The organism is Micromonospora sp. LOL_014 (assembly GCF_048060245.1).
In the GTDB taxonomy this organism is placed as follows: Bacteria; Actinomycetota; Actinomycetes; order Mycobacteriales; family Micromonosporaceae; genus Micromonospora_E.
Window position 1 is genome coordinate 86433 of sequence record NZ_JBHMIP010000011.1, and the last position, 17900, is coordinate 104332.

Annotated in this window: 21 protein-coding genes; 11 read left to right on the forward strand and 10 right to left on the reverse strand. The window is 68.6% G+C overall.

Annotated features, from left to right (window positions below; translation table 11 throughout):
• Positions 1-10: 10 nt before the first annotated feature.
• On the reverse strand, positions 11-652 hold the full coding sequence (locus ACFHW1_RS12145) for an SIMPL domain-containing protein (protein ID WP_416591019.1): 642 nt from the start codon (positions 650-652) through the stop codon (positions 11-13).
• A gap of 106 nt (positions 653-758) precedes the next feature.
• Here ACFHW1_RS12145 and rnhA point away from each other — a divergent pair, with 106 nt between their 5' ends.
• The 3 genes from rnhA to ACFHW1_RS12160 all read left to right on the forward strand — a co-directional run bounded on the left by rnhA (position 759) and on the right by ACFHW1_RS12160 (position 4774).
• Positions 759-1262, forward strand: coding sequence for a ribonuclease HI (gene rnhA, locus ACFHW1_RS12150; protein WP_416555268.1), 504 nt, complete (start codon positions 759-761; stop codon positions 1260-1262).
• Between the two features lie 156 nt (positions 1263-1418).
• Positions 1419-2726: a CehA/McbA family metallohydrolase gene (locus tag ACFHW1_RS12155; RefSeq protein WP_416555270.1), complete on the forward strand. Its 1308-nt coding sequence runs from the start codon at positions 1419-1421 to the stop codon at positions 2724-2726.
• A 662-nt stretch (positions 2727-3388) separates the two neighbouring features.
• Positions 3389-4774 (forward strand): hypothetical protein, encoded by a 1386-nt coding sequence (locus ACFHW1_RS12160; RefSeq protein WP_416615431.1) that lies wholly within the window; start codon positions 3389-3391, stop codon positions 4772-4774.
• Here ACFHW1_RS12160 and ACFHW1_RS12165 read toward each other — a convergent pair.
• The 5 genes from ACFHW1_RS12165 to ACFHW1_RS12185 form a co-directional block, all read right to left on the reverse strand.
• Positions 4745-5191, reverse strand: a complete 447-nt coding sequence (locus tag ACFHW1_RS12165; RefSeq protein ID WP_416555274.1) for a hypothetical protein — start codon at positions 5189-5191, stop codon at positions 4745-4747. The two genes, ACFHW1_RS12160 and ACFHW1_RS12165, sit on opposite strands and share 30 nt — an antisense overlap.
• Positions 5192-5194: 3 nt before the next feature.
• Positions 5195-5839, reverse strand: a complete 645-nt coding sequence (locus ACFHW1_RS12170; RefSeq protein WP_416615432.1) for a hypothetical protein — start codon at positions 5837-5839, stop codon at positions 5195-5197.
• On the reverse strand, positions 5836-6096 hold the full coding sequence (locus ACFHW1_RS12175) for a hypothetical protein (protein WP_416555277.1): 261 nt from the start codon (positions 6094-6096) through the stop codon (positions 5836-5838). The genes ACFHW1_RS12170 and ACFHW1_RS12175 overlap by 4 nt, the downstream gene beginning before the upstream one ends.
• A 5-nt stretch (positions 6097-6101) precedes the next feature.
• Positions 6102-6365 carry a hypothetical protein gene (locus ACFHW1_RS12180; protein WP_416615433.1) on the reverse strand — a complete coding sequence of 88 codons (264 nt, stop codon included), beginning with the start codon at positions 6363-6365 and terminating at the stop codon, positions 6102-6104.
• A 144-nt stretch (positions 6366-6509) separates the two neighbouring features.
• A complete protein-coding gene (locus ACFHW1_RS12185) occupies positions 6510-7151 on the reverse strand; it encodes a hypothetical protein (RefSeq protein WP_416555281.1) in 642 nt (213 codons plus the stop codon).
• A 139-nt stretch (positions 7152-7290) separates the two neighbouring features.
• Here ACFHW1_RS12185 and ACFHW1_RS12190 point away from each other — a divergent pair, with 139 nt between their 5' ends.
• Positions 7291-8475, forward strand: coding sequence for a hypothetical protein (locus ACFHW1_RS12190; protein WP_416615435.1), 1185 nt, complete (start codon positions 7291-7293; stop codon positions 8473-8475).
• Between the two features lie 195 nt (positions 8476-8670).
• Here the strand turns inward: ACFHW1_RS12190 and ACFHW1_RS12195 are convergent, their stop codons facing one another.
• Together ACFHW1_RS12195 and ACFHW1_RS12200 are read right to left on the reverse strand one after the other, a co-directional pair.
• Positions 8671-9030: a type II toxin-antitoxin system PemK/MazF family toxin gene (locus ACFHW1_RS12195; protein WP_416568200.1), complete on the reverse strand. Its 360-nt coding sequence runs from the start codon at positions 9028-9030 to the stop codon at positions 8671-8673.
• Complete coding sequence (locus ACFHW1_RS12200) at positions 9027-9296, reverse strand: hypothetical protein (RefSeq protein WP_416555287.1); 270 nt, start codon at positions 9294-9296, stop codon at positions 9027-9029. Before ACFHW1_RS12200 ends, ACFHW1_RS12195 begins: the two co-directional genes overlap by 4 nt.
• Positions 9297-9564: 268 nt before the next feature.
• Here ACFHW1_RS12200 and ACFHW1_RS12205 point away from each other — a divergent pair, with 268 nt between their 5' ends.
• Entirely contained in the window at positions 9565-10179 is a 615-nt protein-coding gene (locus tag ACFHW1_RS12205; protein WP_416555289.1) for an NUDIX hydrolase, read from the forward strand.
• On the opposite strand, the gene ACFHW1_RS12210 is transcribed toward ACFHW1_RS12205, so the two are convergent.
• Positions 10176-10715, reverse strand: a complete 540-nt coding sequence (locus ACFHW1_RS12210) for a hypothetical protein (protein WP_416615436.1) — start codon at positions 10713-10715, stop codon at positions 10176-10178. The genes ACFHW1_RS12205 and ACFHW1_RS12210 overlap by 4 nt on opposite strands.
• A 78-nt stretch (positions 10716-10793) precedes the next feature.
• Entirely contained in the window at positions 10794-10982 is a 189-nt protein-coding gene (locus ACFHW1_RS12215; RefSeq protein ID WP_123603521.1) for a hypothetical protein, read from the reverse strand.
• Between the two features lie 140 nt (positions 10983-11122).
• Between ACFHW1_RS12215 and ACFHW1_RS12220 the strand changes: the two genes are divergently transcribed.
• From ACFHW1_RS12220 to ACFHW1_RS12245, 6 genes are all read left to right on the forward strand, one after another.
• Positions 11123-11323, forward strand: coding sequence for a hypothetical protein (locus ACFHW1_RS12220; protein ID WP_416615438.1), 201 nt, complete (start codon positions 11123-11125; stop codon positions 11321-11323).
• A gap of 300 nt (positions 11324-11623) precedes the next feature.
• Positions 11624-11887, forward strand: a complete 264-nt coding sequence (locus ACFHW1_RS12225) for a DivIVA domain-containing protein (RefSeq protein WP_278174808.1) — start codon at positions 11624-11626, stop codon at positions 11885-11887.
• Complete coding sequence (locus tag ACFHW1_RS12230; protein ID WP_416555297.1) at positions 11884-14064, forward strand: hypothetical protein; 2181 nt, start codon at positions 11884-11886, stop codon at positions 14062-14064. The genes ACFHW1_RS12225 and ACFHW1_RS12230 overlap by 4 nt, the downstream gene beginning before the upstream one ends.
• 991 nt (positions 14065-15055) lie before the next feature.
• The gene (locus ACFHW1_RS12235; protein ID WP_282233860.1) at positions 15056-15748 is read left to right on the forward strand and encodes an ABC transporter ATP-binding protein; all 693 of its coding nucleotides are present in this window, start codon (positions 15056-15058) and stop codon (positions 15746-15748) included.
• Positions 15745-17037 (forward strand): hypothetical protein, encoded by a 1293-nt coding sequence (locus ACFHW1_RS12240; RefSeq protein WP_416555299.1) that lies wholly within the window; start codon positions 15745-15747, stop codon positions 17035-17037. The genes ACFHW1_RS12235 and ACFHW1_RS12240 overlap by 4 nt, the downstream gene beginning before the upstream one ends.
• Complete coding sequence (locus ACFHW1_RS12245; protein WP_416555301.1) at positions 17034-17699, forward strand: hypothetical protein; 666 nt, start codon at positions 17034-17036, stop codon at positions 17697-17699. The genes ACFHW1_RS12240 and ACFHW1_RS12245 overlap by 4 nt, the downstream gene beginning before the upstream one ends.
• Positions 17700-17900: the final 201 nt, after the last annotated feature.

The following is a 17900-nucleotide window of genomic DNA, read 5'->3' on the forward strand; positions in this document are numbered from 1 at the left end:
GGCCCACTTCTCAGTCGTGGGTGATCGAGAAGCCGAGGATCACCGCAGCGGAGACCACCACGTGCCCGGGCGCGAGATCCTGGGCGGAAGCCTGCCCGCCCGATCCGTGCCCACGGTACCGCTCGTGTCCCACATTCTCCGGATCGACGTCGTCGATGTGCACGACCGCGCCGAGCCGGACACCGGCCGCTTCGGCGTACAGCTCGGCCTTGCGCCGGGCGGCGGCAACCGCTTGGCGTCGAGCCTCTGCGCGCATCTCGCCCTTGGTCGTGACGTCGAAGTCCACCGCCTCGATCTCGTTTGCGCCGGCGGCTACGACGTCGTCGAGCAACTGCTGGACGAGGTCCATCCGGTCCGACTCCATGGCGAACGACGCCTGACACTGGTAGCCGAGAAACACCCGCTCCGGGCCGTAGCCACTCCACGAACTATTCAGATCCAGGCGGGAACGCTCCACCGCACTGTCGACGACGCCGTGCTCCCGCAATACCTGACGCACCGCGCGTACCGCTTCGGCTGCGGTAGCGAAAGCCTCAGAGGGAGTTTGCTCCACCCGTACCACCCGGAATCTGGCCCGGACCAGGCTCGGCATGGCCTTTACACTTGCCGCGCCGAACGCGGTCACACCCCAGGGTCGCTCAATCAGTTGCATCTGCCAGATCCTAGAAGGACGCTCCGCGACGGCATCGACCGGTGCGGCACCGGCGATCACAGGGCGGGCCCTGACCCGGTCACGGTAGGTTGTCCGGGTGACGGGGGTGGCGACGACGCGGGAGCAGATCTGGACCGACGGTGCGTGCAGCGGCAATCCGGGGCCGGGCGGTTGGGGTGCGTTGCTGCGCTACGGCGAGGTCGAGAAGGAACTGTGCGGTGGTGAGGCCGGTGCCACGACGAACAACCGGATGGAACTCACCGCCCCTATCCGGGCGTTGGCCGCGTTGACCCGCCCGTCCGTCGTCGACCTCTACACGGACAGCACGTACGTCCGAAACGGCATCCTGTCGTGGATGGCGAACTGGAAACGCAACGGTTGGCGTACGAAGGCGGGCGAGCCGGTCAAGAACGAGGATCTGTGGCGGGAGCTCGACGCGGCCGTCGCCCGCCACGACGAGGTCGTTTGGCACTGGGTGAAGGGCCACGCCGGCCATGTGGAGAACGAACGCGCCGACCGCCTCGCCGCTCGCGGTCAGCGGGACTCGCTGGAGGCTGCGGGAGTCGCGCTGCCGCCGGTGCCGCAGCCGCGCCGCCGTACCCGGCGGTAGTACTCAGCGGTGCCGAACCCGGCCTCGGCGAGCAGCGGCTAGCCCGCCTTTCCCGGCGAGGCCGTCGCCGAGACGTGCGGGGTGACGCCTGGAGTTCGCCCGCCGGTCGGTTCGGCGTAGCGTGCCGGAAGACTTCCTATCGATTTAATGATTGGCATGAGTCGATCACATTCCCGCCACTGCCATCACCCGACCGACGACCACCAGGCGGACCAGGTTCCGTACGGCCAGATCGATCCTGCCGGGCACCCGACCGGCGGCCTCGGACGCAGATCAATGCTGGCCGCCGCCGGCGGCCTGCTGATGCTCGCCGCCGTTCCCGGCACCGCGCGGGCCGGCACCGCGATGACAGCCGGTGCGGCGTCGGCCGGCGCGCCGGCGATGGCCGCGCCCGGCGCTTCCCGGGCGTCGCGGATCAGCCAGGGGACCACCCTGGTCCACGCCGACCTGCACAACCACACCGTGATGTCCGACGGGGACGGCAGCGCCGACGACGCGTTCGCCTCGATGCGCGAGGCCGGACTCGACGTCGCCGCGCTCACCGACCACGCCACGATGTTCGCCATCAGCGGGCTCAGCCGGTCGGAGTGGCGGACCACCGGTGCGCTCGCCAACGCGGCCGACGACCCCGGTCAGTTCACCGCGATCCGCGGCTTCGAGTGGTCGCACCCGTTGCAGGGTCACATCAACGTGTGGAACACCTCGGACTTCGCCGACCTGCTGCGGGCCGGCAGCCCCGGCAGCCTCTACCGGTGGCTGGCCGGTCGGCCCGGCGGCCTGGCCAGCTTCAACCACCCGGGGCGGGAGATCGGCCGGTTCGACAACTTCTCGTACGACGCCTCGGCGCGGCAGCAGCTCGTCGGCCTGGAGATGTTCAACCGGACCGACGACTACCTGTTCGAGGGCTGGTCGTCCTGGGTGGCATCGCCGCTGGTGGCCTGCCTCAACGCCGGCTGGCGGCCGGGTCTGACCGGGGTCACCGACGAGCACGGGACCAGCTGGGGCTTCCACGAGGGCAAGGGCCGCAGCGGTCTGTGGGTCGCCGAGAACACCCGTGCGGCGGTGTTCGAGGCGATGGCGGCCCGCCGCTGCTTCGCCACCCGGGTGTCCGGCCTGCGGCTGGACGCGGCCGCCAACGGCGTACGGATGGGTGGGGTCATCGGGCTGGTCGCCGGTGACGTCCGGTTCCGGGTGGACCTGGACCGGGGTGCGGTGTGGGACGGCAAGCCGCTGCGGATCCAGGTGCTGCGCCCCGGGACCTCGGTGCCGACCGTCGTTGACGTCGTCGACACCGTCTCCGGGTCGGTCGCCGACTTCACCGTGCCGCTCGACGTCGCCGACGGCGACTGGGTCGTGCTGCGGGTCTCCGACCCGGAGCTGGCCAACCCGACGCCCGGCCCGTCCGGTCATCCGTGCAACGACTTCGGGGTGGCGTACAGCAGTCCATGGTGGCTGCAGCCCTGAGCAGAGGTGGCGGAGGCAACGTCGGCGGACACCCGGACCAGTTTGAGGGATAGACCCGAACGTGTCCGGGTCACCACCAGTGTGGCTCAGGTGTTGACGGTGCTCCTCGACGATCCGCAGGCTGGCCGGTACGGCTTGGAGCTCATGCAGGCCACCGGTCAGCCCAGTCGTGGCGGCCCGTGCCGAGCTCGCGGCCCTGCGGGCGAAACTGCGCCCGCGCGGCGCCGGTGGCACTCGGGCCGCCGACGCCGCCACCTTCACATCGGCGCCGGGGTGGTGAGCACCTTGCCCCAGCGGATCGCCGAGTGGCTGCTGGCTGCGGCGGCGCGGCGTTGGCCGGCACACCTGCGCGAAGGAGATGAGCCGGGAGTGGGCCGGCGAGTTGTACGCCCTCGGCCATGGGGAAGGCGCTGTCGCTGCGCCGCGGAAGTGGCGGCAGCTCCGCTTCGCGGCCAGTCTCGCGCTCGCCCGCCCGCCGGGCGCGGATCCGGTACCGCTGCCCCGGCTGCCCAGACCCTCACCCACCCAGATACACGCGGGATGGCTGTTCCTTGCGCCGCTGTTCGTGCTGGTCACGGCAGCGATGGCGGTGTCCTCACCTGGCCTGGCTGATCGACGCGGTGGCGCGTACACCGATGGCCTCGGTCATTACCTTCTTCGCCGTGAGCTATGTGGCTTACATCCTTATCGCGGCAGTCGTCGGCACGCTGCTGGCCCGGCGGCTGCTGCGACGACGTGCCGGCCGGCCGGTCAGCCCGGCAGGCTGTGGGTGGGCGACACTACCCGTGACAGCCGGCCTGCTCACCCTCGATGTGCTGGCCCGTAGCGCGAACAGGGTCTGGGACGGCTCCTGGTTCGCCGTCGCCGTGGCACTTTGTCTGTCGGTGCTGCTCCCGCCGGTGGCGGCGGGCGTCGCGGCGCTGTCCCGCCGCAGGCGTCTGGTGTCGGCCGTCGGCTCGGCCGTGCTGGCCGCTCCCGCCCTGACGCTGGTCAGCGCCTACACGATGGTGCTGGTGGCACCCCAGACACCGGCCGAAGCGGCGGGTCAGCCCTGGTGGTGGCTCACCTATCTGGTACGCGAACCGATCCTGCTGTTGACGTACGACGCCTTCGACACCTCGTTGCCGATAGAGGCCGCCCTGGCGATCCTGCCCAATCTGACCCTCGTCTCGATGGTGCTTGCCCTGGCCCATGCGATCAGACTCGCCCGGCCGATCGAGGCCGCCGCGACCAGCACGTCGACGGCACCCGATCCCGGCCGGGGCATCCCCGGTCAGCGTGGGTCCGAACGGACCAGCCCGACCGTGACCAGCGCAGGTTTGACCGGCGCAGGTTTGACCGGCCAGACCCCGGCTGTCGCACGTGGCCCGTGGTGGCACCGCACCGCCCTCGCCGGTGCGGTCTACTCGGTCCTGGCCTGGGCGGTCACCTTGGCCTACCTGACCCCCAACATCGGGGTACAGAACTCCTGGACGGGCCCTCTGCCGGACGGCTCATGGCCGTCCTCGGAGCCCGCCGGCTGGCAGGGGTGGTCGACCCAGGAGGGGCGGGTGTGGATGCACGAGTTGCAACTGTGCGGCATCGTGTGTGCCGCACTGTGCCTGTTGTGCGCCGCCGCCTACCGAGGCCGACCACTGCGACCGACGCTTGCCGGCTCGGTCGTACTGCTGGGAGTCAACATGGCGGTGGTGCGCGGCGGTTGGGCGGATCCTCGGCTGCTGCCCTGGCTCGCTGCGGGTGGGCTCGTTGTCGGCATTGTGGTCTGGTCGGCGTCGACCCGTCCGGCCGTGACCAGACGGCCGCCCGCGCGACCACGTCGCCTCGTCGTCACCATCACGGTGCTGGCCGCGTTCCTCGTCCCGGGCGGCTTCCTGGCCCGGCTCTACATCGTGCCCGGGGTATCGGCTCCCCCGTCCCTGCTGCTGGTCGCGGTGGGCCTGCCCACCGTACTGACGGTGATCGCCGTCATGGGTGTCCTGGCCACGTCGAGGCGCCGGCCGCGCCGGCCGTTCTGGCGGCTACTCGACAGGGTGGTTCTCGTGGAGTAGTGCCTCGGCTTCGAGGAGAAGTTCGTCCAGTTGCTCGTCCGTCAGCTCCGCATCTTCGACCAGCCGGAACAGGAGCTGTCCCTGAATCTCGGCCATCACGCCGACGTCTAGGTCTTCGACGATCTCCTCGACGCCGGGCATGTCCATGTCCAGCATGGCGTAGATCAGGGCTTCGCCCTCCTTGGCGGGAAGCTCTCGTCCTTCTAGCAGTCGGGCTCGCGCATCCGCTACGAATCGGATAATCTCGCGGGCGTCTTTGTTCTCGGCGAATCGTCGCTGAACGGCGACGAAGAAGCTGTAACCGATGATGGCAACAGGCGTGCCCTTGCCCTCGCTCTGGAACTTTTCGGTGAACGAGTCGTAGGTTTCCCAGTCCTGGCGAAGCAGGGCGCGAAGGAATTTGGTTTCCTCTTCCATTTTCTATCCTTTTTCCTTGGTGTCGTCGTTTCTTGTCCGCCTGCGCATGCGAGACATCAGCTCTACGCCCTTCGCTCCGACGATGGCCACTGCCAGCGCGGCGAGCAGCCCATCACCGACGGGCGCACTTGGCTGGTGAGTCGGCCGGAAAGAAAAATCCGGCGTCTTGCTGACCGCTGTCCCGCCGGAGCCCTTTGCGGCGTCCTGGAGAATTCCGCCCAACTTGCCGAAGTGCTGCAACCCGTCGTCCGAGCTGCGCACCTGGCCGACGCGGCCGAGTGCCTTGGCAGCCAGCGAACCCTTCTTGTGGCCAGGTCTGGCCAACGCCTCGCCAGACGGCATGCCTCCGGTGGCGGAGGTACGGGTCGGGACGGAGCCCGGGGCGACGCGGTTGGCGTAGTGGGAGATCTCGGCTGCTGCTTCGGCGATGAGCCGGGCGATCTTGCCGGACTTCGCGGCGGCCTCGCTGGCCTGCGTGCGCGCTGCGGTGGCGTGAGAGCTGTCAGCGCCCTCGGTCGCGGTCTGGTAGTGCCGCGCACCGGCCGCGGACGACTTCTGTGTGGTCTTTGCCGCGACTGCCGCGCCATCGAGGTCGTCGAGAATCTTCCGTAGCACCGCAATGACGTCGCCGACGCTGCCGCTGCTCACCCGAGAGCCTTCGAGTACCTTTCGGCGCTGTCAGTGCAGCCGTCGATCCTGTTGAGCGCCAGCTCGCCTTCGTGGTCGGCTTCGCGTAGCCGGTGGAGTGCGGTGGTGACGTGGGAGTGCTGGCTGTCGGTGAGGACCGCGATGGCGGCGAGATGACAGGACCGGACGGTCTCCCGTACGGAATGGATGGTGTCAGCTGCCGACCGCAGCGCCTCGGTCCCCTCGCGTAGCCGGCTCTTGACCTCGTTGACGCTCATCGCCGCTACCCGAGGATACCGGCGTACCGGCGGGTCGACTCGCCCGCTCGGTGGATGAGGCCGGCGGACTCCTCCAACTGCCGCTTGGCCTGCTCGCAGCGGCCGATTGCCTCGCTCACCAGGTGATGCCCGGTGCCGGCCGAAACAGCGTGGAGCTGGCTGAGCATGTTGTCCAGGGTCCTCACCGCCGCCATGAGCTGCTGCCGGCTCGTGTTGCCGTGCTCTGCGGCCTGGGCGAGACCGGCCTCGATTTCCTGGATGCTAACCAAGTTGAACCACGAGTTCCACGTGTTCCTCCCCGACGTCGGTCCTGCGACGAGCCCGGCTACGGCGGTCACTCTCCTACATGGTCGAAGCCTATCGGAGTGCGTCAACTTCAGGCTACGGAAGGTGATGGCACTTCAGGCGGCTGGTCAGTTCAGTAGCCGCTCGGCCCAGTAGATCTGCCGGTCGGGGCCGACGCTGACTAGGGCGACCATCAGGTCCTCGACGGCGGCGGGAGCGGACGCGATCGCGAACTCCGGCGGGGTCTCCGGATGTGCCGGGTGCAGGACGAAGGAGTACGTGACCGGTGTGGCGTCGACCGACGTGACCACGACGACGCTGCCGGAGGAGTGGAAGCCACCGTTGACCTCACGCGCACCGACACCCTGCAGCCAGGGGTAGCGCTGTTCGACAGCGTCGAGGACGCCGTCGGAGCCTGATCCGACCTGGTCCGGTCTATTCGACCTGGTGGAGATGATCCCGGGCAGGGTGCGGGTCCGTCTGTCGAGCACCGCGATGATCAGCATCGCGCCGGGTTTCGCCTGCGGTGGCGGCGTCCACCTGACCTGGCCGAGGAAGACTTGGGCGCCGTCGGATGGAACTTCCAGCTGTTGACCGTCGAAGGCGGCGTCCGCAGTTGCCTGGTCGACCAGCCGCAGCGTCGCAGTCGGCTTCAGGATCTCCGGCCCGTACGGCGACCGATGGTGCCACCACCGCCACCCGGTGATGCCACCTACCAGAGCGAGCACCAGGACGAGCGAGCTGAGCTTCCAGGCCGAGCGATGTCTCATGCCGGCCAGTGCAGCACACGAAGGCGAGAACTCGCCAAATCCGACGCCACGGTCACAACTACTGCACCAGCCTACTCTGCGATCACATCTTCAGGTAGAAGTGATCCTGGGTAGGTTAGGCCATGCCTATGGTTCGGGTATGGGGGAGAAGGAGCAAAGCGGGAAGGGTAGTGATTCCGGTGCCGGCACGGCATCGGAGGCAGGGGCTGCCTGGAGTGCGTGGAGTTTCGGGGGAGCTTGGCGGCAGCATGCGCTCGCCCGAGCTCTTTACCTTGAGCACCAAAGTCGGCTCCTCTGTTCAGACAAAGATGATCACCGTTTGCGGGAAGCCTGCAAATTTGTCCGAGTCGATGTTTTCCTCGCACGTCAGGCTGCTGGAAGCGTCTGGCCCTTCCGGGGCTCACTCGAACGGACCTGGTCACACATCCACGCAGCTGAGCTTGTGCTGCTCAAGGTTGCCGATGAGGAGAGGCTGAAGGGCTGGTCGTCATCCGTGCTGGAGCTGGCCAAGAAGCGTCTCCACGAGAATGACTGCAGATTGGTAAAGCTCCGTGAGCTGTGCGGACGAGACGGCATCGGGAGCCATGAGCGAAGGGTGACGGGCGGTTGGCGTAGGATCTTCACGGGTAAGGAAAAGTGTGCCGAGGTGAGTGAACTTCGCTATGCCATGATGGCTGCCTTGGTCGGAAGCTACACCGCGATAAATAGTTGGTATTCTCGGGTGCGCGGCGTGCGGAACATCTTGATTTCCGTGACGATGCTCGCCCTGGCATTGGTTCTCTGTCTCGGTATCTGGGGATACAAGTCTCCCGACGTGCTGAGTCTATGTTTTGGGACGGACCCCAGCACTCTGGTGTGTCCGCATGATCCGCTGACAAAGGACCAGGGCATGCAGCCCACTGCCGAGGACAGGGACCGGCAAGCCGAACCCGACCGGGTCGACGTGACGCTGGTCCTGGCGTTCGGGTTCATCGGGGCAGTGTTGTCCGGGATCCCTGCTCTGGCCAGGCTGCACAGGTCAGCGGTGCCGTACGACCTGCGCCTTACTTCGGCTGCGCTGAAGTTGCCCGCCGGCGCTCTCTCTGCCTTCGTGGGAGTTACCTTCATTCGCGGTGAATTCGTTCCAGGGCTCACCCAGCTCGATACGGGAGCACAGATCCTCGCGTGGAGTGCCGTTTTCGGAGTTTCCCAGTACGCCATAACCCGGCTCGTGGACAACAAGACATGGGAGATCGCTTCGGATCAACGCGGCAACCCCGAGGGGGACGATGACTCCAAGTCCGGCAGCGCGGCAGGTGGTGAAGGGCGCGCCAGGTTCGACTGAGTGACGCCAGGCCTACCTGCCGTGGCGCCGCATCGCGAGCGCTCGCCACAACGGGTCTGGCTGTAGGTGAGAGAAGATCGGCATCGACGACATCGTGCGCGTACACCTGATCGTCCCTGCGGGGCGGCCCTGAGAGTGCCGCTACGCTCTATGTTGCGCTCATCTGCTGCGTATGATGTTGCTGCTGCGTCGCAGTCAGGACGTGAAGGCGACCATTTCCCGAAGCCATTCGGACAGCCGCGCAGCTTCGCTGACTGAGGCGGTTCCCAGGGGCTGTGTGCGGCGGAACCGTTGCGTGGAAACCGCTGTTATGTCCTCGGTGCGCGCCCAGCTGGGGCGGGTTAGTCCGGACTCGGGGGAGTCAATCCGCACATGGTGCTCCAAGCCGCGATCCCGAGTGGTCAGCGGCACCACGATTGCCATACCAATGGGGAACCGGCAGTGGGTGGTGGAGCCGACGATGACGGCCGGACGTACGCCACCCTCTTCGTGCCCGACCGGGTTACCGAAGTCCACCAGCCACACCTGCCACGGTGCGAGTTTGGTGTGGCTCACTCGTTGTACTCCGGGTACTCGTCGCGCCCGGGGGGCATGCCGTCACCGGCGGTGTTGTCGGTAAACGACGTCTCGGCCCGGTAGCTGGCCCATTCTTGCTGGTCGGACTGTAGCTCGGCGTACCGCGTCATGATCTTGTTGACCTGGTGTTCCCTGATGAGCCGCCGAAGCGCCTCGGCAAGGGGGACGCCTGCAAAGTCGCGTCTGGCGATCTCCGCCAGTTCGTCTCGGAGACCCCCGTCGAGCTGCATCGTCGTAGTGGCCATAGCAAACACTATAGCTCATGGTATGGCGAGCGGTCACTGAGCGATTGTCATCGCGTACGAGGACATGCCCAGCGCCCCGCGCCCGGTGACCTGAGCGGCTGGTGACAGCCCAGGTGGTTGCCTGGTCGCCGGCTGGGAGCGGCCGGGCAGCTCCAGGTGCCTGCGCCAGGCGGCGAGGCCGAGGAGGTCGGTGGCGCGGCTTCGCGGCCCTTGTCTGCGGATTGGGCGCAGGGCTGGTACGAACGGCTGCGCAGATAGGCTGGCCGGCATGGGCGAGGCGACGGGTGACGGACGGCCGTTGCTGGGCCGGACTGGCGGCGGCAGTCCTGAGCAGGCCGACGCCCACCGCTGGCAGGTGTTCGGAGCGCGGACCGTGTACGAGCGGCGGCCGTGGGTCAGTCTCGACCTGGTCGACGTCCAGCCTCCCGGCGGCGAACGGTTCGAGCATCACGTCGTACGGCTGTTTCGCGCGGCCATCGGCGTCGTCGTCAACGATCAGGACCAGGTGTTGATGCTGTGGCGGCACCGGTTCGTGTCGGACCAGTGGGGGTGGGAGCTTCCCGGCGGGATCGTCGACGACGGCGAGAGCCCGGAGACGGCCGTGGCACGCGAGGTCGAAGAGGAAACCGGCTGGCGACCGTACGGAATGCGGCCTTTGGTCTCGTACCAGCCAATGGTTGGCATGGTCGACTCGCCGCACGACGTCTACTACGCCAGGGAGGCGACGTTCGTCGGCCGGCCCGCCGTGTCCGACGAAGCCGGTGAGGTTGCGTGGGTGCCACTCACCAGCATTCGGCAGCTACTCGACCGGAACGAGATCCTGGGTTCCGGATCGATCGTCGGACTGCTGCACGTGCTGGCGTTCGGCGTGCCGGTGGACTAGATATTTGCCCCGATTCGGGCCAATAACTGATTGAGGCGTCGCTGATTCCTGAGCGATCCCGTCCGGCTGGCCAGCGCCCGAGCACGTCGTGCCTCCTGCTCGGCTTCGCGCAGGTCGCCGCCGGCAAGGTGCGCGTGTGCGAGGCCGATCCGCAGGCCAGCCTCGGCACGGGTGAACGTGCCGTCCATTCCAGCCAGAGCGGCATGTAGCTCATCGACCGCCGAGCGCTCGCCCAGCAGGGCATGCGCGTTGCCGCGCCAGCGCGTCAGGTGGGCTTCGTTGAGGAAGATTCCGGCCACCTCCTCGTCTCGCATCTCCGATCCGGCCGGCAGCGTCGCGGCGGCCTGGTCCAGCGCGGCGTGGGCTGCCGACGCGTCCGACAGAGTGGCGGCGAACTCGGCGTGAGCCGCTTGCAGCCACGCCAGCAACCGGGCAGGGGCCTTCCGCTCGGCCAGCGAAACCGCTCCCAGGATCAGCATGCGGGCAAGCTCCGGCTTGCCGGCATCGACCAGGACGCACAGGGGGAAGTCAACCAATGTGGTCTGTCGTCTGCGGCACTGAGCCGGTTTAGTCGACAACGGCAAGCGAACGCTAGCCAACAGCAAGAGCGAAGGTCAATCGTCGAGTTGGGAAGGGCGGTGCTCCTTGATCCACTCGGCGACTGCCTCGCGGGACCAGATGCGCCCTGCGTTCAAGGAGTCCAGAGGTGCGGGGAAGGTGGACCGCTTGACGATCTCGGAGGCTCGTTGGCGGGAAATGCCGCCGAGCATCTGCTGAATTTCTGTCATCCCAGCCAGCCGCATGCGGAGAAGCTAAGGGCTTGACGAGTGTCAACCCCGTCAACTTGACGGCCCTTGCATCTGTCTAGATGAACATCGAATTCTACGCTGAATTCACGAACGAGAACCGCCAACTGATTGGAGGGGAATCGATCATGACGCAGATGGATGACGACCGGTGGCGGTCGTGTGGGTCGGACTGGGATGACCCGGGAACCGGCCCCCGGCCGGTGCCGGTCGACGTACCGCCGCCGGTGCTCATGCCCGACGCCCGGCGCGGTGACGCCGATGTCCGGCCCCGCACCGCTGCCCGGAGCGCAACCGGGCCGGGTAGCGCGCACCCCGACCTCGGCGACTGCGCCTGATCCGGATTTCCGCAGCTCACGCGGCGGAACCAAGGTCTGCCCCGGTCGCCGTACCGCCAAGGAGGGCTGCGGTGATCGGGGCGGGGGTGGCCCCGCCCGAGTCGGCAAGGGGCAGGGCCACCCCCATCCACCAGACACACCACCAAAGCAATCACCGCACCACACAGGGGAGGAGCACTGATGATGCGAAGGATGTGGCAACGGATGCGGGTCCGCTGGGGACGCCGGCGGATGGCGTCCACCCCGCCCAGCCGCTGGCCGGCTGGCGACCCCGGCGTCCACCGGGTGCCCGGCACCAACATGCGCTCGGCGGCGTACCGGCCGATCCGGCCCTGGCAGGTTCGGAATCAACGGTTCCGGCCGGTCGGCGTCACGGCCCGCGGCCTCGACCCGGTCGAAGTCGGCGCGTTCCTCGACCGCGTCGCCTACGACCTCGGTGTCCTCTACGCCGAACTCGACCGCACCTGGGAGCAGAACAACCGGATCAAGGACGCGCTGCGCCGCTGGCAGTCCACCCAGGCCGCCATGAACCAAGCCGCGATCAACCAGGCCGCCGTCCGGTGACCGAGCCCGACAACCCCGGCGTCACCGTCGTCGACTGCACCACCTGCGACGGCGGTGGCGTCACCTCCCACCGGTGCAGCTGCACCTGGTACGGCGACCAGCTCATCGTCGACGACGACCAGTTGACCGCCGGCAACCCGGGCGGTACGGCGTACCGCGACTGTCAGGTCTGTCTCGGCACCGGCACGAACTGCGTGACCTGCGACCGCTGCGCCGGGCTCGGCCGCCGCCGCGCCCAACTCGTCTACACCGTCGCCAACGCCGACACCGCCGCCGTCGCCTCCGTCAACATCGTGCCCGGCGCGCTCGACCCGGTGCACCGCGGCGGCCGCTGGTGGCTCGACCTCGACGCCGTCGTCACCGAACTGGCCGACCGGGTCGGCGCCGACCACCTCTACGACCCGGCTGCACCCGAGCGGGAACTTCTCGTCGGCGGGCTGGTGCTGCCCCGCGACTGGCGACCCGACCTGCCGCAGGCACGGCGGCACGCCCTGGAAGCGGCGGCGATCGCCAACTACACGTACCACCCGTGGCAGGTCTGGCTCGGCCGGACCGCCCCGCCGGACCGCCCCGACCCGGCCCGCCACCTCGGCCAACTCTGCGCCCTCGCCGAACTGCTCTGCCTCGACCTGGTCGTCGAAACCCGACCCGACCCGTACGGCGACGACCGCTACGGCTGGCAGCTGCGCCTCGAACTGCCCGACACCGGCGTCGGCGACGCGTTCGCCAGCGGCGTCGGCAGCACCGACAGCCTCGACGCGGCGATCGTCGCCGCCGACGCGACCCGCCTCGCCACCGGGATCGGCGACCGTGGCGTCGACGTACCCGCCCACTACCTGCGCCCCGGCCGACCCGGCCCGCCGATCGGGCCGCCGAAACTCGACCTGGACCAGCTCGAACGCCGCATGATCGCTGACTGCACCGCACTCGGCACCGGTGAGGCCACCCCCGGCGCGCAGGCCATCTGGCGCGACGGCCGTTGGTGGCACACCGGCCTGCGGGTGGTCGCCGTCGTCGAGGAATTCACCGAACGCACCACCGGCCAGATCTCCCGGCGTACGGTCGACAAGCTCGCCCGCTCGTGGCAGCCGCCGCCGCCCAGCTGGCAGGGGCCGGCGATCCCGTCCGAACCCTGCCCGTACTGCGTGCCGGAGCAGGGGTTGCGCCGCTGCGTCTGCACCGTCGGCGCGCCCGCCGCCGACCCGGAGTGCCGCTACTGCGGCGGTGCCGGGCGCAGCGGCCGGTACGCCGCCGGCCTCAGCCGCTGCTTCAGCTGCGGCGACACGCTGCGCATCCGGCACGGTGCCGTCGTCACCGTCACCGACGGGCAGCACTGGGCCCGCCACCTCAACTGGGCACTGCCCGACGAAGCCACCGCCGTGGTGCCGCGGATCGGCAGCCAGCCGGGCGGCAAACCCATCCACCAGGTGCCGCCGCAGTTCCGGCTCCCGGCGCACCTCGGCGACCTGGCGGTACGCGGCCAGCCGATCGGCCCGGACCAGCTCGCGCCGCTCGACGATCACGAGATTTTGCTGGTGCAGGAGCTGTGGTACGGCTACGTTACCCTCGACCACCCTGGGCAGGACCCGCTGACCGCATATTTGGCGAACGTCGCCAACGGGCACCCCGGCGGCCGGGTGCTGCTGCACGCCGCCGAGCCGGACGCGCCACCGCTGGCGCGGGTGCTCGCGTTGGCGTACGGGCTGGGGCTCGCGCTGATCGTCACCGTCGCCGACCATCGCAACGAGGCCGGTACGCCGTACCGCATGCAGGGGGTGTCGTGGGGTGCGTACTTCGCCGCGCCCGGTGCCGCGATCGGCCTGCGGGCCTACCCGCACCGGCCCACCCTCGGGCACGCGCTCGCTCAGGCCGTCGAGTACGTGTGCGGCGCCACCCGCTCGGCGACCCCGGTCGACCCGGGTACGCCGATCGCCGTACCGCAATCCGTACCGCAGAACGTGCCGACGCCGGCGGCCGACGGTGACCACGATGACCTGGTGCCGTCGCTGTCGTTGCTCGCGGGGTACTACGCCGGCGAGACGGTGATCGTCTCGCTCGCCGCGTCCCACTGTGAGGTGCACGTACGCGAAGGTCCCGAGACCACCCGTCGGGTCGCCACCGCCGCCGACCTGCCAGCCGCCGTCACCGCCCTGCGCCTGCGCCCACCCGCCACCTGACGACCTGCGGTGGCCCGCGCCCCGATGTCCTGGTGCCTTGGCGCTCCGAGAGCATTGCTCATGTGGAAGTAACATCCTGCGTGGACCATGGGATAACGGTACGACCGATCGTTGACCTGGCATACGTACTGCTCGGGCTGTTCTTTCCGGCATCGCACAGGATCGTGATGATCGGCGCGGCGGCGGCAAGCAACATCAAGCCATTGGACGGTTGCAACATATGATTGTTGTCACCTTGGCTTTACCGTGTGTGCTCCTCTGTGGCGGTCTTCCTGTGTTCTCTGAGGCCAGGCCTCGAGTGCTTGAGATCGTCGCTGATGGCCAGTGATCAACGGTGATCGGAGGGTGTTGCCATGTGTGGACACCGCGCCGAATAATCCAACCGCTGGCCAGCTCTCGTTGTCCTTCCGAAGTAAGCGGGGAACAGTGAAGAGACTCGCGAAGGCCGTAACTGTTGCTGTGGGTGGCTTGGTGCTCAGTTTGACCTTGGTGTCGCCGGTGCGCGCTGAGGGAAGCTGGTCGAGTAGTGTGAGCAATGCCCTCACCGGATTCACATCCCGGGACTGGACCGACAACAGCAGTGACTCGGCATCGACTCGTACGGTGTGGTCCGGTTGTTCGGTGGTAGCGGGAACCTACCAGAACACTACTCTCGACCTTGCTCGTAACAGGACCTGGCCGCTCCCCGATGTGATATACGGCGAGCGCACCTCGTCGTGTGGAACGTTCAATTGGGGTCGGATGACCGACGTCGGTAGCTACCACTGGACCATCAAGAAGATCAACGGATCGACCTCCGGCTGGCGAGTCAACGTAAACTCGCTGACCACCTACTACTGACCTGATGCCTTGATCATCTAGGATGGGGTGGCAAGTCAGCCATAAGGTCCTGACTTGCCGCCCCATGTCTGCCGTGTTCATGCCTCCAGAGGTTGACCCTGTGCCCGTACTGATCGCGGATTGTTCTTTCCGGTATCGCAAGGACATCCCGGTGTTCCGTGCCCTGACCGTCGAGTTCGAGCCCGGTGCGACCGTGCTGCTCGGCCCCAACGGTGCTGGCAAGTCCACGCTGCTGTCGCTGATCGTGGGGCTGCTGCAGCCCGACGCGGGCACGGTGCGAGTCGGTGACCTGGTCAGCGATGTCCGGCGTACCCGATCGCGGTACCGCCGCTCGGTCGGTTGGCTGCCACAGCACGTCGCCGCGATGCCCGGCCTGAAGGTGCGGGAGCAGGTCGCCTACGCCGGCTGGCTGAAAGGCCTCAACCGCCGTGACGCCTGGGTCAACGCGGCCCGCGCGCTGGGCCGTGTCGGCCTGCAGGACCTGGCGGAACGGCCAAGCAGGGCGCTCTCCGGCGGTCAGCTTCGTCGGGTCGGAATCGCACAGACCCTCGTCCACGACGCGAAACTGATCGTCATGGACGAGCCGGCCGCCGGGTTGGACCCGCAGCAGCGGCGGGTGCTGCGCGAGGTGCTGAACTCAGTTGCCGGCGACGTCGACCTGCTCGTGTCGACGCACCAGACCGAAGACATCAGCGACATCTACCAGCACGTGGCAGTGCTGGACGGCGGTGTCATCCGGTTCCACGGTGAGGTGCCGGCATTCCTGGCGCGGGCCAGGCCCGGTGTCGAGCCGTCCCGGCGGGCCGAGGACGCCTACGTGCAGTTCATCGGCGCCGAGGCATGAGCGCGGACGCGTACGGCGCCATCCGGACGATCTACCCCTGGCGTAGCCGCGCCGAGACCTACGTGACCGTGCCGATGCTGGCCCTCGTGCTGTTCCAAGGTGCGGCGGTCGTCGAAACGGCCACGCCCGGCTACTGGACGGCTGCGGTGGCCAAGGCCAACCTGATGCTGTTCATCGTGGTGCCGCTCTGCGCGGTCTGCGCCGCCTGGGAGGGGATGCGGCACCGCAGTGGCGGTATCGACACACAGACCATCGCTCGGCCGATGTGGACAGTCGTTTTCGTTGCGGTCGGCCCGACGCTGGTAATGGGGCTGGCCGGGGTCGTCGCGGCGGTGCTGTCGACCGCCCCTGCCGCAGTCGGCGCGCCCGGCGGTCCGCACCTCGGGCTGGTCGGCGTCTACCTGCTGGTGATGGTAGGGCACACCGTGGTCGGATACGGGCTCGGTCGCTGGCTGCCGCCCGCGCTCGCGTTGCCGGTCAGCCTGGGCGGCTCCTACATCTGGCTGGCCTACCCGGCCGCCGTCGAGCCGTTCTGGATCCGCCACCTCAACGGGCTGTCCTTTGAAGGCTGCTGTGCGATCGATCAGCAGCCGGACGCGCGGGCGCTGCTGGCCGCCGCCCTGTTCGCCGTCGGTATCGGCGCAGGCACGCTGGTCGCCCTTGCCGGCGCCCGCCCGGGTCACGTCGGCGGTGCGTTGAGCTTCACCGCGTTGCTAGTGGTCGCGGTCACCGTGGCGGCACCGCTCGGCCCGTCTTCCGGCGGCCCGCGCGCCGGAGCGCCACAGTGCGTCGGGCAACGGCCCACGCTGTGCCTGTGGCCGGAGCAGGAGACGGCCCGGGATGCGATCCATCCGGCGCTGGCGTCGGCGTATCCCCGGCTCGCTGCGGTCGGCGTCACGCTGCCCGAGACGGTGACCAGCCAGGAGAGCAACGCGGCCGACGCTGTCTTCATCGTCCTGCCCGCCGAGTCGGACCCGCAGACGGCGGTGCTGAGTCTGGTCTCCAGCATCGTCCCGGACACCGTGCCCGCCTGCGCGGCCGAGGGGGAGTGGCCCGGTGCCCACAATCGTGCGGCGTTGCTGGTGTGGATGGCGCTGGCGGCCGGCGTACCGGCGTCGGAGCTCGGCCCGGTCGCGCCGCCGGAGCTGATCGACCTGGCGGTACGGGTGCGTCAGCTCGACGAGGACCGGCAGGCTGCCTGGTACCGAGCCAACCTCGCGCCGTTGGCTGACTGCACCACCGTGCCGCGCCTCGACCCGGAACTTTTCACGTCGGACGATCCGCAGTGATCTGGTGGTGGCGTACCCGCGCCCTGACGACGGTGACCGTCGCGTACGCCGCGAGCCTGGCCGCCGCGACGGTGATCGGCGGTGAGGTGCTGCCGCTGCCCAGCCTGGCCGGGGCGTTGCTGGTGCCGGTTGTGTTCGCCCTGCTGCTGCCGCTTGTCCCGATCGTCGTCCTCTGGCACGGCATCGACCGCAGCAGCGGTGACCTGGACGCAACGGCGGTACGTTCGGTGGCCGCCCGCGACCTCGGCGTCGCCGCAGCGATGGCGCTGATGACCGCGGTTGCGGTCGGCGTCGCCTCGGCGGTCGGCTGGTGGCAGCTCGGCCCCGGTTACCTGCGTAATCTCATCGGCTGTCTCGGGTCGGCCCAGATCGTCGCCCCGTTCGTCGGCGCACGGCTTGCGGCGGTGGTGCCGGTCGGCGCGGTGATCGTCAGTGCGCTGTTCGGCACCGGTGACGGTGGTCTGGTCCGTTGGTGGGCGTGGCCGATCGCCGATGCCTCCTCCGGGCCGGCCTTCGCCCAGGCCGTACTGCTGCTGGTGGTCGGTGCGGCGGTGGCGGTGTGGCGGTTCAGCCGAGGCTGGCCCGCCAGGCGAGGCGGATGGAGGACCGCTTCAAGCGCTTCATCATCACCACAGCCACCGCCGTCGCTGCGGCGGCCATGATCCTGACCACCGGCTGTACGCCAGGGTCAGGCGGTTCCGGATCATCCGACCCGAATACCTTCGAGTTCTGGTCGTTCACCGGAATCAACCAGAAGGCATCCGTCGAGGCGTACACCAGAGACCGACCGGACATCGACGTCAGGCTCACCGAGGTGGGCGACACCAGCGAGACGGCCCAGGCGCTCACCGCCGCACTGGCCG

What these genes read in the sequence shown, in the direction of transcription:
- ACFHW1_RS12220 (WP_416615438.1), top strand. Translation starts at nt 11,123, where the DNA reads ATGGATGACGACCGGTGGCGGTCGTGTGGGTCGGACTGGGATGACCCG.
- ACFHW1_RS12155 (WP_416555270.1), top strand. Translation starts at nt 1,419, where the DNA reads ATGAGTCGATCACATTCCCGCCACTGCCATCACCCGACCGACGACCAC.
- ACFHW1_RS12165 (WP_416555274.1), bottom strand. Translation starts at nt 5,191, where the DNA reads ATGGAAGAGGAAACCAAATTCCTTCGCGCCCTGCTTCGCCAGGACTGG.
- ACFHW1_RS12240 (WP_416555299.1), top strand. Translation starts at nt 15,745, where the DNA reads ATGAGCGCGGACGCGTACGGCGCCATCCGGACGATCTACCCCTGGCGT.
- ACFHW1_RS12175 (WP_416555277.1), bottom strand. Translation starts at nt 6,096, where the DNA reads ATGAGCGTCAACGAGGTCAAGAGCCGGCTACGCGAGGGGACCGAGGCG.
- ACFHW1_RS12205 (WP_416555289.1), top strand. Translation starts at nt 9,565, where the DNA reads ATGGGCGAGGCGACGGGTGACGGACGGCCGTTGCTGGGCCGGACTGGC.
- ACFHW1_RS12190 (WP_416615435.1), top strand. Translation starts at nt 7,291, where the DNA reads ATGGGGGAGAAGGAGCAAAGCGGGAAGGGTAGTGATTCCGGTGCCGGC.
- ACFHW1_RS12215 (WP_123603521.1), bottom strand. Translation starts at nt 10,982, where the DNA reads ATGCGGCTGGCTGGGATGACAGAAATTCAGCAGATGCTCGGCGGCATT.
- ACFHW1_RS12200 (WP_416555287.1), bottom strand. Translation starts at nt 9,296, where the DNA reads ATGGCCACTACGACGATGCAGCTCGACGGGGGTCTCCGAGACGAACTG.
- ACFHW1_RS12225 (WP_278174808.1), top strand. Translation starts at nt 11,624, where the DNA reads ATGCGCTCGGCGGCGTACCGGCCGATCCGGCCCTGGCAGGTTCGGAAT.
- ACFHW1_RS12145 (WP_416591019.1), bottom strand. Translation starts at nt 652, where the DNA reads ATGCAACTGATTGAGCGACCCTGGGGTGTGACCGCGTTCGGCGCGGCA.
- ACFHW1_RS12185 (WP_416555281.1), bottom strand. Translation starts at nt 7,151, where the DNA reads ATGAGACATCGCTCGGCCTGGAAGCTCAGCTCGCTCGTCCTGGTGCTC.